This window comes from Vibrio atypicus (assembly GCF_009811315.1).
GTDB lineage: Bacteria > Pseudomonadota > Gammaproteobacteria > Enterobacterales > Vibrionaceae > Vibrio > Vibrio atypicus.
In genome coordinates, this window is record NZ_BLID01000001.1 from 184,284 (window position 1) to 196,884 (window position 12,601).

Here is a 12,601-nt window from a genome sequence, read left to right on the forward strand (position 1 = left end):
CTTACATTCCTCTTCTTGCCATTAACCCTCTTCCTATTTTAGAACTATAGTGTTATACATAGATATAACACCAACTCAGCTAAGGAAACCCGCTATGACGCATTGGCACGATCGCCAACCGATTTTCCGTCAGTTAGCTGACCAGATCACGCAGCAAATTCTGCAGGGAGTCTGGCAAGAAGGCGAAGCGCTGCCCTCAGTACGCAGTGTTTCAGCGGATATGAAAATCAATCATTTAACTGTGATGAAAGGCTATCAGTTATTGGTCGATGAAGGGCTCGTAGAAAAGCGACGAGGCCAAGGTATGTTTGTTTCTGAGGGGGCCAAGCAACAATTGCTCGCTGATGAAAAAGCCCGCTTCCTAGAACAACAAATTCCTCAAATCGCCATAACGTTACAACGTCTCGATATGTCTCTTGACGAGTTCATCCAGCAACTAAAACCACACTTTGAAGGTGACCAATGAGCGCATTAGTCAGTGTAAAACACGTCTCCAAGCAGTATCGTCAAAAGGGAGAAGCTCTACAAGATATCAGCTTTGAACTTCAGGCTGGTCAAGTTCTCGGCTTACTCGGCCACAACGGTGCAGGCAAATCGACCTTAATTAATGCTCTACTTGGCGCGCACGAGTATCAAGGCACGATTCGCGTCAACGGTTTTGAACCAATGATGCAACGTGACAAGATCATGCAAAGCCTTTCCTACATATCCGATGTAAACGTGCTGCCCGATTGGATGAAAGTGAGCCAATTACTCAGCTATACCCAAGGTGTCCATCCAAACTTTGATCGCAGTAAAGCCGAAGCGCTTTTGCAGCAAACCGACATTAAACCCAAAGCGCGTATCAAGACGTTATCTAAAGGCATGAAGGTACAATTGCACCTTGCCATCGTCATTGCGACCAATACTCAAATCCTAATCTTGGATGAACCGACACTTGGCTTGGATTTGGTCTATCGCGACACTTTTTATCGTCACTTGTTGGAGTGGTTCCATGACGGTGAACGAGCATTAATCATTACTAGCCATGAAGTGTCAGAGATAGAGCACTTATTGACGGACGTATTGATCCTCAAACAGGGCCAAACCGTTCTCCAGACATCGATGGAAAGTATCAGCGATGATTACTTCATTCTTGATGCCAATGACGAATATCGAGCTCAAATTGAAACGATGAATCCACTCTCCTCTCAAAAAGGTCTAGGGACCACTAAGTGGTTACTTTCATCCCAATATGCTGCGCAAGTAGAAGGTTTTGGCGACATTTACGGTGTCAAACTCGCGGATCTATTTTTAGCTTTACAGAAGGAGGCAGCGTAATGGGTTCTATCATCGCTATGTTGCATAAAGAGTGGATTGAAAACCCACTTGTCACTCGCATTCCGTTATTTATCTTCGCGTGTGGTGTATTGCTATTCATTAGCTTACTCAGCAGTTCCAACTTGCAACACAACATGTTTTTCCAAATGAGCGTAAATGGCAGCGTCAGTGATATCCACCTCGAAATGGGTGACGATATCAACATGCTCATCACTGGTGGGATTGGCTTACTTTCGATCCTGCTTGGAACTCAATACTTCCCGAGAACACTACGAAAAGAACGCTCCGAAGGCAGCATTATGTTTTGGCGTAGCATGCCAGTCAGTGATGTAAAGACTCACTTAGTCAAACTCGCCTTTGGTTTGCTCGTGATTCCGTTAGTCTGCTCGAGTTTGGTATTTTTTGCCGACTTCATGCTTTGGCTACTGAACGTATCGACCGAGCAACAATTGGCGCTTCTGTTTCGCCAAGCCTCGTTAGCTTACGTGGTTTTGCATTGGGGTGAGTTCTTATTGCGAATGATCGTCGCGGGCCTGTTGCTTCTGCCTTTGGCGTTAACCGCAATGGCGATTTCTCAGAAAGTTAACTCTCCGCTACTAGTTCTGTTAGTTGCCATTTACGCACTGCGCTGGATGCCAATCGCTTTGTTCGGTGATTACCATATCGATCAGTTCTTTTCAGAGATTTTCTACCTGCCACTACACGCAATTCTAGCGCCAAATCCATTTAGCGCGATACCTGCGGCAGGCTGGATAAATGTGGCTATCTATGCATTTATCGGTGTACTTGCTTGGACAGCTAGCCTGAAGTTCAGTCGCACAGTCAACTAACCTAAAATCAGACAAGTGAGCTCATCTCACTTGTCTGATTCTTTAATGATAAACAAACTGCCCGACCACTAAGAGACTAGACATCAACGACAGGTAGCAGCGCTTAGCATTCCAACTTCCCCATTGCTGCACATACTTTTTCCATATTTGGCTCACATCTCCTGATGCATATTTCAGTTCGTTGTTAAGAGGGACGTTGCGCGTTGCGGTAATCATAAAAGCCAATATCGCCAATATGTAGCCATACAAAGCCACATCTGTTGTAGACAGTTGACCATCAATCAAACCTAGCAACATTGCGCCAAGACTGGTTAACGGTGATAGGACAAAGATCAGCAGAAACTGCTTATTGATGATCACATCGTTAATTCGCTGCATCATCAGTGCCCCCTCTTTATCTTTAAATACTGGCATAACCGTATTGTGAAAAATGAAATACAGCCCCGCCAGCATCGCTGTTGTTACTGCTGAAACTAGGCTTAAGGTCATGACTAGTGGTTCTAACATTCGGCTCTCCTTAGATAATCACTCGCTGGCGACTATTTAATCAAAAGAGGCTGATATATAGTTGTCATTAAGTCTCTTTTTATTTGCAGAACGTACCAAATGGCAGACCTAGAACAAGCGATAAACAGTGGCAAGTTCAGCCAACAGCGTCAATCGAGCAGTGCGCCGCTTGGACAGCTCAAAATGCAGCGTGTCTTTTATACCCACGCGTTACTTCGAGAACCTTGGGGGCTTAAAATGCCCGCGATTCCATCGAGCACCATGTTTCATCTAGTTCTGGATGGGGAGGCCTTTGTGTCTGTCTCTGGTCAACACGTTCAGCTTATGCCCGGCGACTTTGTCTTAATCCCTCATGGTACAGGGCATGAAATCGTCGATACTCAGCACTCTACTGCCACTGATTTGTTTGAGCACAACCTTGAGCAAATAACTGATCATTACGAAAAGCTGACCTCAAATGGCCAAGGAGCATTAACCACCACAATATGCGGAACTGTTCTATTCGAAAATGAGGTGACAGCTTCCATCATAAAATCCATGCCGGAGTACATTGTTATCTCCACGCAATCTTCCAACTATCCTTTGCTCGTCAATATGATAGAAGCCATTCAACAAGAGACCTTAGACGAACAATTCGCAACAGAGTTTATCGTCCCAAAGTTGGCGGATATTCTGATCTTACAATGCATCAGAGCGTGGATAGCTCGAATGCAAACATCCACCACCAACTGGTTGCTTGCATACAGTGATAAACGCTTGGCTAGCGCATTAGATAAAATCCATACCTCCCCTTCTGACGATATAGATATTGATACGCTTGCTCGTTTATCGGCCATGTCGAGGACCCGTTTTATCGAGTACTTCAAGCAGGTATTAGGTCAAACGCCGAAACAGTATGTGATTGAGTGGCGTTTGAATCTCGCGCGTGAACGTTTACAAAGCGGCAATGAGCCCATAATCAACGTAGCGCTCGATGTCGGATATAAATCAGAAGCGGCACTTAGCCGAGCGTATAAATCAAGATTTGGAGAGCCACCGTCTAAAACAAAGAGACGCTTTACACAGGAAGAGCACTAAACGAAGGCTGGCTGGGTTTAAATAAAACGGCCTCATACCAGAGACCGTTTTACTAAAGGAAGGAAGATGACGTGTCACTATGCTTGTGTGAGCATGCCTTTATCAATGATGAAATCGATAATTTTTTGAAGGCCTACGCCCTCTTTTAGATTGGTAAACACATAAGGTTTTTCTGGTCGCATACGCGCTGTATCTGCTTCCATAACTTCTAACGAAGCCCCAACATAAGGCGCAAGGTCAATTTTATTAATCACAAGCAAGTCAGAGCGAGTAATACCAGGCCCTCCCTTACGCGGGATCTTCTCACCTTCAGCGACATCAATCACATAGATGGTAAGGTCTGCCAATTCTGGGCTAAATGTCGCGCTTAAGTTATCACCACCACTCTCAACAAATACCACATCAAGATTATTATGGCGCATTGCTAGTTCTTCTACCGCCGCAAGATTCATCGACGCATCTTCACGAATGGCGGTATGTGGGCAGCCTCCCGTTTCAACACCGATAATACGATCCGCTTCTAACGCTTTCGCGCGGGTTAATATTTTGGCGTCTTCTTGCGTATAGATATCATTAGTCACCACCGCTATTTGAAACTGATCGCGAATGGTCTTACAAAGAATTTCAAGTAAGGCTGTTTTACCTGAGCCAACAGGGCCACCGACACCAATGCGTAGTGGCTGTTTATAGTCTTGCATAAAGCATCCTTATGAACGAAATAGACGTGTATATTGAGTTTCATGGCGACAACTGGCGATCACTTGGGCCGCTGTAAAGCTACCAATATCTTCGCAGGGCCAGTGTCTGGACTTGTTGACTGCTTCCGGAATCAGATCGGCAAGTCTGAGCAAAAGCTTTTGACCATCAGTTTGCCCCAATGGAATCAGCTTAACTCCTGCCATCACAGCATTCTCTAACCAGCCCCAAGCGTAGGCGAGGCACAGTTTCACTGGAGGAATATCCCATTTAATAGCGGCGATTGCGAAAGCCGCTACTTGTGTCTGCTTAACCATTTCCCTCGTTTCTTCATCCAGATTTACGCCAAGTTGAGGAAGAAGTTTTGCAAACGCCGCACCGCGTTGCTTTTCTTCTAAGCGCAATTCCTTGGTTTCTCGGCTCGCAATGATAAAGTTGCACCACCCAAGCGCTTTACTTCGGTTTCCTTGAGCCAAAAGCCATCGAAGCTCCATTAGCACAGGTAACTCTAAAGTCGCTAAACTCTCCATCAGTTGCGTCGTCAACCAGTCAGAAAGCGTTTCAACATTATGAACCCAGCCTTTTTCTATCGCCCACTCCAATCCTTGTGAGTAGGTAAACGATCCAACAGGCAGCGACGGGCTCACCAGTTGATACAGACGAAGATCGGTTAACATATTCTCCCCTATCGGCTTAGTGATGATGCCCGTGACCTGCACTCGATCCACCATAAGCGCCGGGTTCTGGCTGATAAGTCGCTCGTTCGACACGAACACCTAAACCAAGTCCTTTGACCATATCGTCTAATACATGATCGTGTAGGTATCGACACCAGCCCTGCTCAACTTGCAAAGGGACGTGTCGATTGCCAAGGTGGTAACACGCTTTTGCCAACAACAAGAGATCATCAGAAAATACTGTAGAGACCATCTCTTCTGCCGCTTTGATCACAGCAACTTCACCGCTATCAGCTTTTACCCAATCACCCTCTTTTAATACCGAACCTCTCGGCAGAAAAAGCCCAGCTGTTTGCCCGTCACTTAACGTTACTTTCAAACGGCTTTTGGTTCTTTCATTCATGGTTAAACACAAAGAGAGCTCAGGCTGTTCGTTAGATGTTTGAGCACCCTCATCGACATTCACTATTTGAGTAAATTGAATCATGTCATGTTACCTCTCTCCTTTGGCCTTATTCGCCAAAGGAGTCTTTGGAATTATTACGTTTAGAACAAGAAATACCGCTGAGCCATTGGTAATTCCGTCGCGGGTTCACACACCAATGGCACGCCATCCGCTTTCACTTCATAGGTTTGAGAATCCAGCTCGATATTTGGCGCATAGTTGTTGTGTACCATGTCTTGTTTGGTGATATTTCTACAGCCTTGAACACGACCCACTTGGCTCTTCAATGACAGTGCCTCAGGTACTCCGGCATCGATACTCGCTTGGGACATGAAGATCATTGATGACTTGTATTTCGCTTTACCAAAACAAGCGTACATTGGTCGATAATGCACTGGTTGAGGCGTTGGAATAGCTGCGTTGATGTCCCCCATTGGCGCATAGGCCACCAAACCACTCTTCAGAACCAAAGATGGTTTTACACCAAAGAAAGCGGGATCCCACACGACGATATCAGCCAACTTTCCAACCTCTATCGAACCCACCTCGTGCGCGATACCATGAGCAATGGCAGGATTAATCGTGTACTTAGCCACATACCGCTTTAAACGATGATTATCGTTGTGGGCGCTATCACCTTCCATGGTGCCTCGTTGCAACTTCATTTTATTTGCACATTGCCAAGTACGGGTGATCACTTCACCAACGCGTCCCATAGCTTGGGAATCTGAGGACATCACAGAGATCGCCCCTAGATCATGGAGAATATCTTCAGCAGCGATCGTCTCTTGACGAATTCTAGACTCAGCAAACGCGACATCTTCAGGGATAGAAGGATCCAAATGATGGCAAACCATCAACATATCCAGATGTTCGTCGACTGTATTTATCGTGTAAGGCATCGTTGGATTGGTTGATGCTGGGATGATATTCGCTTCACCGACAGACTTAATAACATCAGGCGCGTGTCCACCGCCTGCGCCTTCAGTATGGAAAACATGAATCACTCGATCGCCAATAGCGCGCATTGTCTCTTCGTAAAAGCCACCTTCATTCAAGGTGTCAGAGTGAATCGCGACTTGAACGTCCATCTCATCAGCGACAGACAAGCAGTTCTCAATTGCTGCAGGTGTAGCGCCCCAATCTTCATGAAGTTTAAGCCCCATCGCGCCCGCTGCGATTTGCTCACGGATTGCTTCTGGCTTACTCACACAGCCTTTACCAAATAAACCAACGTTAATCGGCAACTCATCCACCGCTTCTAGCATTCGGTGCATATTCCATACACCAGGTGTCACTGTCGTGGCGTTTGAGCCAGCGACAGGGCCAGTGCCGCCACCAATGAATGTTGTTAAACCGGCAGACAACCCTTCTTCCGCTTGTTGCGGACAAATAAAGTGAATGTGAGTATCAATACCACCTGCTGTGATAATTTTTCCTTCACCCGCGACCACTTCTGTCCCAGGCCCAATAACGATATCCACATTGGGCTGAACATCCGGATTACCGGCTTTACCGATGCCCATAATGCGGCCATCTTTAATACCGATATCCGCTTTAACAATGCCCCAATGATCAAGAATCAGCGCATTGGTGATCAAAACATCAACGCAGTGTTCATTCGTCACCTGACTTTGACCCATTCCATCCCGAATGACTTTACCGCCGCCAAACTTCACTTCCTCACCATAGGTTGTGAAGTCTTGTTCTACTTGGAGAAATAGCTCGGTATCAGCAAGGCGTACACTGTCGCCAGTCGTCGGCCCAAACATATCTGAATACGCCTGACGCGAAATTTTACTCATTGTTTTTCCTGTAGTTTTCCCATCACGGCACCTTGGAAACCATAAATTTCACGCTTGCCGCTAAACTCGACTAATTCAATTGTTCTTCGTTGACCTGGCTCGAAGCGAACTGCCATACCCGCAGGGATATTCAATCGATACCCGAGTGTTTCTTCACGTTCGAACTCTAAAGATGTGTTTACTTCATAAAAGTGATAATGAGATCCAACTTGAATGGGACGATCGCCCAAATTGGAGACCCTCAAAGTCTTTGTTTGACGCCCCTCATTTAAAGTAATGTCACCTAACTCGTGATTAACTTTGATTTCACCTGGAATCATTGCGTCGCTCCCTAAACAATCGGCTCATGGATTGATACGAGCTTGGTTCCGTCAGGGAAAGTGCACTCAACCTGTACGTCTTTGATCATTTCAGGCACTCCTTCCATAACATCTTCAGCAGTGAGTACCGTGCGGCCATAATTCATCAAATCAGCAACGGTGCGACCTTCTCTAGCCCCTTCCATAATTTCACAACAAATTAATGCAATGGCTTCTGGGTAGTTCAGCTTAATGCCTCTTGCTCGGCGACGCTCTGCAACCAAACCTGCTGTAAACAGGAGTAATTTATCTTTTTCTCTTGGTGTTAATTCCATATTAACTCTCTATTTAAGTCGCCCAAATTCTCGGTATTTCAGGAATATATCCAAACCAATATTCTCGGCATATTTTCCACAATTGAATAAATACTGTTGCTATAGGCTCCGTTTGAAACCCAAGTGCCCGAATAACCAATATCCCATCGACATCTGTAATACCAAACTCAATATCTTCACCTTTCACAATTGGTGAAATGTTTAATTCTTCCAGACATTTTGATTTGAGTTCGTCTGTCGCCGGGTATATATATAGACTGCCTAGCATGGGAAATTCGCGCATCCCCGCAGCCTGATTTTGACCGCCCTGTACGTTCATTGATTCAGCTAAAGTCAGGAGCCCATCAATATATATTCGTGTTCGCCCTTTGATAGCCCCGTGACTAAATAATTCATTAAGCATTGGACGACCAAAACACTGCATCTCCCAACCAATAAAGCGCGATGACGAATGCAACTTAATCTCTGTGTTCAAAGCAACGTTGGCTGCGGGAAAGAATATATTTTCGAGTGGTAACCACTCTAGTACAGCACCCTGACTTGCTTCTAAATTCTGCCTCTGCTGTGCTAGATGACCAGAACTTCGATAAAACTTTGTTGCCCCCGGAGTAGTAACAAGAGCGTGAGCAGAATCAGCAACATTGATATGAATATCAAGGCTATCACCACCGACAACACCTCCAGGGGGATGCAGCAGGTAAGTATGTGGGATGCCCTTTTCTGGATAAAAGGGCCGCTGCACCATCAAAGGACCCGTTTGCTGCCGATGCGTAAGACGAGTTACTCCTCGCTTCACTTGATAGTGCAGATGAATTTCCGCAGCCCACCCCTCATTCAGATTGGATAAAACTGACATTCGCCCCCCAAAATAATGAACAATGTAAATCGAAACAAACCGAAACAGGATCACAGGCGTGGGCAAATCCGCTGCTCATGTTTAGGAATATAAAAGAAGGCATCTAGAGTAATTAATTGAAGTTCGGTATCTCTAGAAGAAAGGGAGAGCGGCTAGGTTAAACTCATTGGCAAAGTTTAAAGACATACTAAATACAGCCTCTTAATAATTATGGGTGTATTAAAATTATCAAGAAGTTGCATAATTCGACATATTCATATGCCCTAGCCTCTCTCGAAGAAACTATACACCAACATTTAATGTCATTACATTTCAGAATCAGCTCATTATATTTAGATTAATTATGCACACCTGATAACCTAAACAATAAGAGAGAATATCTATATTCATTGCTATTGCTACAATTAAGATTGCCTAATATTTTATCGATCTTTAATAACCCCTAAGGTATCAGATAAAATGAAGCAACGACTGGTCGTGTTCCTTATCACCATAGCGTGTATTGGTAACGTCACTGCAGCCCCTGAAACTCTTTATATTGCTTTAGGAGATGAACCAAGCAAAGGCTTTGACTCCACTCAAGGTTGGGGAAAATACGGTCACGCCCTTATTCAATCTACGCTTCTGAAACGTAATAACGACTTCGAATTAGAAGGAGATATAGCCGTTGCATGGGCGCTATCCAAAGACAAGCTATCGTGGAACATAACCTTAAGGGATGACGTGAAGTTCTCCGATGGGACATTACTGACAGCGGATGATGTCGCCTTTACGTTTATACAAGCAAAGAAAACATTAAGTACGCATGATCTTTCTAACTTAGATCGTGTGAGTGTATCGTCACCAACAAGTGTTACGTTCTATCTAAACGCACCTGACATTACCTTTATCGACAATTTAGTCGCTGTGGGGATTGTTCCAAAGCACCGCTATGACGTTCATTATGCTCAGCAGCCTATTGGTTCTGGGCCTTATCAATTTGTTCGCTGGAATAAAGGTGAATCCCTGACACTAAAGCGTAACCCCTACTATTACGGTTCAACGCCTCAATTTGATTCATTGGTAATCGTCTTTGGCGAAGAGCATGTCAATTTAGCACTCTTCAAAACAGGGCAGATCCAGTTAACCACTTTACCGCAAAAATACATACACGCATTGCCGTCATCAGCAACGCTTTGGAATGTAAAAAGTGTCGATAATCGAGGCATAGTCTGGCCTGTAGTCGCTCGTACCAGCCCGTTTGTTGGCAATGATATCACTTCAGATTTAGTGATTCGTAAAGCGGTGAGCCTAGCGATAAATCGAGAACTGATCGTCAGCAAACTACTCCAAGGCTATGCCTACCCTGCAGCATCTGTTTCGGACGGCCTCCCATGGGAACCTAAACACCTTGCTCAACCAACTTTCAACATTGAGCAAGCCAAAAAGCTTCTAGATGAGGCAGGTTGGATTGATGCTAACGGTGATGGTATTCGAGAAAAGAACGGGAAAAAAGCGGCATTCAATCTCTACTACAAGTCAGGAGATAGTGTTCGAGAAGAGCTATCCATTACCATAAGCCAAATGGTTAAAGCGATAGGTATTCATATCACTCCTATTGGTGCCGATTGGGATACTATCGCAAAACACATGCATGCAGATCCTGTATTAATGGGGTTTGGCAGTCACTCAGCGAGTGAAGTGGCATTTTTATATCACTCTAACTTTGCCGGTGTAGATTTCTACAACTCTGGTTTATACAGCCAGCACAAGGTTGATACACTGCTTAACGAAGCAAAAAGTGCGAGCTCATGGCAACAATCGATACCGCTTTGGCAAAAAGCCCAAGAGTTAGCCTCTCTTGATGAACCTTGGAGCTGGCTGGTCAATCTTGATCACTTGTATGCAACCGATTCATGTCTTGACTTAGGAAAGCCATTTACTGAGCCCCATGCGCATGGCTGGCCTATCCTCAGCAACATCAATGAATGGCGATGGACATGCCACTAATTCGTGCTGCTTTCATCACCATTGGGCGTAACTTGATGTTGGTTGCTATTACCAGTTGCGTAGCGATCCTGCTGATAAGTGTCTCTCCCATCAATCCAGTTAATGAGTTTCTTGGAGGGAATCTCCTCTCTGTCTCAGCAGAACAAAAAGCGCTCATTGCGCAGCATCTTGGCATCTCTCAAACGCCTATAGAACAGTGGATGCAAATCACTCAACAGTTCTTCAAAGGCAACTTGGGTCAGTCAAATTACTACCAGCAACCTGTAATTGATGTGATTAAAGAGAGAGCTGGCGACTCTGCCAAGCTGTTGCTCTCTAGTTGGCTATTAACTTTATTGATCGGGTATAGCTTAGGCTTGCTGGCAGGAGTAAAACAAAACACTCTATGGGATAAAAGCTTGCAAAACTTAGCCTGGTTACTCTCATGTTTACCAGGATTTTGGCTCGGTATTTTATTGATGGCGCTGTTTTCACTGCAGCTCAGATGGCTGCCTATCAGCGGCGCAACGTCACTGCATGAGACTTCATTCACGTGGTATAGCTCTATCAGCCACCTTGTATTACCTGTCACAACATTAGTGCTAAGTGGAATTGGTCCTCTTATTTTACACACTCGAGAAAAAGTGATTGAACTGATGTCCAGTGAGCATGTGCTCTACGCTCGAATTCACCAATTGCCATTATCTACACTGGTCAGGAAATACATTGTTGTCGGGACAGTTATGCCCGCAGTCATGATCCATTTTGCTGCTATTGCCGAAATAATGAGCTGCTCAGCTTTAGTAGAAACCGTGTTTAACTACCCAGGCCTAGGCAACGCACTAGTGAATTCCGCTCGCCATCAAGATGGAGCACTACTGATATGCCTGACGATTTTTTCGGCGCTCTCTATTGCCATCGCCAACATGCTCGCCAACTCAATTCAGCGATTTACCCAACCAAGTACTTTTCAATCATAACTTCAATGAGTGATACATATGAAAACAGCTCGCTCATGGTCAGCGATGTGCCTATTTCTATTTTTGGCTATCGCCACCTTTTGGCCCTCTGATGGGCAAAGTGTCGACTTAATGAATCGCCTACAAGCGCCTTCTTGGACTTATTGGTTTGGTACCGATTGGTTAGGCCGCGATATGTTTGCACGGACTTTGAAAGCAATGGTCTATAGCTTAGCTCTGTCTGGTTGCGCGGCATTATTGTGTTCAACCATCGCCTTGATTTTTGCAGTGCTCGGTAACGTGAATAAAACCTTATGCTCTGGTATCGATTTCTTAATCGACTGCATTCTGTCGCTTCCAAACTTATTGCTACTGATTATCTTGACCATCACTCTAGGGGGAGGTGCTAAAGGTGTCCTTTTCGCCGTAGCCCTAAGCCACTGGCCAAAGTTAACCAGATTATGCAAAGCAGAGATTCATGCCCTGATGAATCAAGACTATATACGATACGCAACGAGTTTTGGCTATAGCCGTTGGTATGTCATTGTTCGGCATATTGTCCCTCATATTCTGCCACAGTGGATAACGGGGGCCCTATTGCATCTTCCACATATCCTGCTGCATATTGCCGGGCTATCTTTCCTAGGCTTTGGGCTCCATTCAAATCACCCTTCGATGGGGCGTATCTTGCACGAAGCCAACGCCTATCTACTTACCGGAGATTGGTGGCTGGTGCTCTGCCCTGGTTTGCTCTTAGTCTCCGTAACTCTTCTCGTTTCCCACACTATTCGCGCGCTTTCATTTTAGCCATATCGCAGACGAATCTC

Annotated in this window: 15 protein-coding genes; 7 read left to right on the top strand and 8 right to left on the bottom strand. The window is 45.1% G+C overall.

The annotated features are described in order from the left end of the window. Positions 1 to 94: 94 nt before the first annotated feature. Genes GVO60_RS00820 through GVO60_RS00830 form a run of 3 tightly spaced genes read left to right on the top strand, consistent with a single transcriptional unit; the run spans position 95 to position 2,150 of the window. Complete coding sequence (locus GVO60_RS00820) at positions 95 to 466, top strand: GntR family transcriptional regulator (RefSeq protein WP_159650632.1); 372 nt, start codon at positions 95 to 97, stop codon at positions 464 to 466. After that, positions 463 to 1,320 carry an ABC transporter ATP-binding protein gene (locus GVO60_RS00825; RefSeq protein WP_159650633.1) on the top strand — a complete coding sequence of 286 codons (858 nt, stop codon included), beginning with the start codon at positions 463 to 465 and terminating at the stop codon, positions 1,318 to 1,320. Before GVO60_RS00820 ends, GVO60_RS00825 begins: the two co-directional genes overlap by 4 nt. Further along, complete coding sequence (locus GVO60_RS00830) at positions 1,320 to 2,150, top strand: hypothetical protein (RefSeq protein WP_159650634.1); 831 nt, start codon at positions 1,320 to 1,322, stop codon at positions 2,148 to 2,150. Before GVO60_RS00825 ends, GVO60_RS00830 begins: the two co-directional genes overlap by 1 nt. 42 nt (positions 2,151 to 2,192) lie before the next feature. Here the strand turns inward: GVO60_RS00830 and GVO60_RS00835 are convergent, their stop codons facing one another. Beyond that, on the bottom strand, positions 2,193 to 2,657 hold the full coding sequence (locus tag GVO60_RS00835; RefSeq protein WP_159650635.1) for an anthrone oxygenase family protein: 465 nt from the start codon (positions 2,655 to 2,657) through the stop codon (positions 2,193 to 2,195). Between the two features lie 99 nt (positions 2,658 to 2,756). On the opposite strand from GVO60_RS00835, the gene GVO60_RS00840 reads away from it, so the two are divergent. Next, positions 2,757 to 3,734, top strand: a complete 978-nt coding sequence (locus GVO60_RS00840; RefSeq protein ID WP_159650636.1) for an AraC family transcriptional regulator — start codon at positions 2,757 to 2,759, stop codon at positions 3,732 to 3,734. Positions 3,735 to 3,811: 77 nt separating this feature from the next. Here GVO60_RS00840 and ureG read toward each other — a convergent pair whose 3' ends face one another. Genes ureG through GVO60_RS00875 form a run of 7 tightly spaced genes read right to left on the bottom strand, consistent with a single transcriptional unit; the run spans position 3,812 to position 8,847 of the window. After that, positions 3,812 to 4,432, bottom strand: a complete 621-nt coding sequence (gene ureG, locus GVO60_RS00845) for an urease accessory protein UreG (RefSeq protein ID WP_159650637.1) — start codon at positions 4,430 to 4,432, stop codon at positions 3,812 to 3,814. Positions 4,433 to 4,441: 9 nt separating this feature from the next. Continuing rightward, positions 4,442 to 5,107 (bottom strand): urease accessory protein UreF, encoded by a 666-nt coding sequence (locus tag GVO60_RS00850; protein WP_159650638.1) that lies wholly within the window; start codon positions 5,105 to 5,107, stop codon positions 4,442 to 4,444. A gap of 16 nt (positions 5,108 to 5,123) precedes the next feature. Continuing rightward, positions 5,124 to 5,594 (bottom strand): urease accessory protein UreE, encoded by a 471-nt coding sequence (ureE, locus tag GVO60_RS00855; RefSeq protein WP_159650639.1) that lies wholly within the window; start codon positions 5,592 to 5,594, stop codon positions 5,124 to 5,126. A 59-nt stretch (positions 5,595 to 5,653) separates the two neighbouring features. Beyond that, complete coding sequence (gene ureC / locus GVO60_RS00860; protein ID WP_159650640.1) at positions 5,654 to 7,357, bottom strand: urease subunit alpha; 1,704 nt, start codon at positions 7,355 to 7,357, stop codon at positions 5,654 to 5,656. Beyond that, positions 7,354 to 7,677: an urease subunit beta gene (locus tag GVO60_RS00865; RefSeq protein ID WP_159650641.1), complete on the bottom strand. Its 324-nt coding sequence runs from the start codon at positions 7,675 to 7,677 to the stop codon at positions 7,354 to 7,356. Before GVO60_RS00865 ends, ureC begins: the two co-directional genes overlap by 4 nt. A gap of 11 nt (positions 7,678 to 7,688) precedes the next feature. Continuing rightward, positions 7,689 to 7,991, bottom strand: a complete 303-nt coding sequence (gene ureA, locus GVO60_RS00870) for an urease subunit gamma (protein ID WP_159650642.1) — start codon at positions 7,989 to 7,991, stop codon at positions 7,689 to 7,691. A 13-nt stretch (positions 7,992 to 8,004) separates the two neighbouring features. Further along, complete coding sequence (locus tag GVO60_RS00875; protein WP_159650643.1) at positions 8,005 to 8,847, bottom strand: urease accessory protein UreD; 843 nt, start codon at positions 8,845 to 8,847, stop codon at positions 8,005 to 8,007. Positions 8,848 to 9,306: 459 nt separating this feature from the next. Here GVO60_RS00875 and GVO60_RS00880 point away from each other — a divergent pair, with 459 nt between their 5' ends. From GVO60_RS00880 to GVO60_RS00890, 3 genes are read left to right on the top strand one after another with little or no spacing between them, the layout of a single operon-like run. Beyond that, positions 9,307 to 10,836, top strand: coding sequence for an ABC transporter substrate-binding protein (locus GVO60_RS00880; RefSeq protein ID WP_159650644.1), 1,530 nt, complete (start codon positions 9,307 to 9,309; stop codon positions 10,834 to 10,836). Further along, positions 10,821 to 11,795: an ABC transporter permease gene (locus GVO60_RS00885; RefSeq protein WP_159650645.1), complete on the top strand. Its 975-nt coding sequence runs from the start codon at positions 10,821 to 10,823 to the stop codon at positions 11,793 to 11,795. Before GVO60_RS00880 ends, GVO60_RS00885 begins: the two co-directional genes overlap by 16 nt. A gap of 18 nt (positions 11,796 to 11,813) precedes the next feature. Continuing rightward, positions 11,814 to 12,581: an ABC transporter permease gene (locus tag GVO60_RS00890; protein WP_159650646.1), complete on the top strand. Its 768-nt coding sequence runs from the start codon at positions 11,814 to 11,816 to the stop codon at positions 12,579 to 12,581. The last annotated feature ends 20 nt before the right edge of the window (positions 12,582 to 12,601 follow it).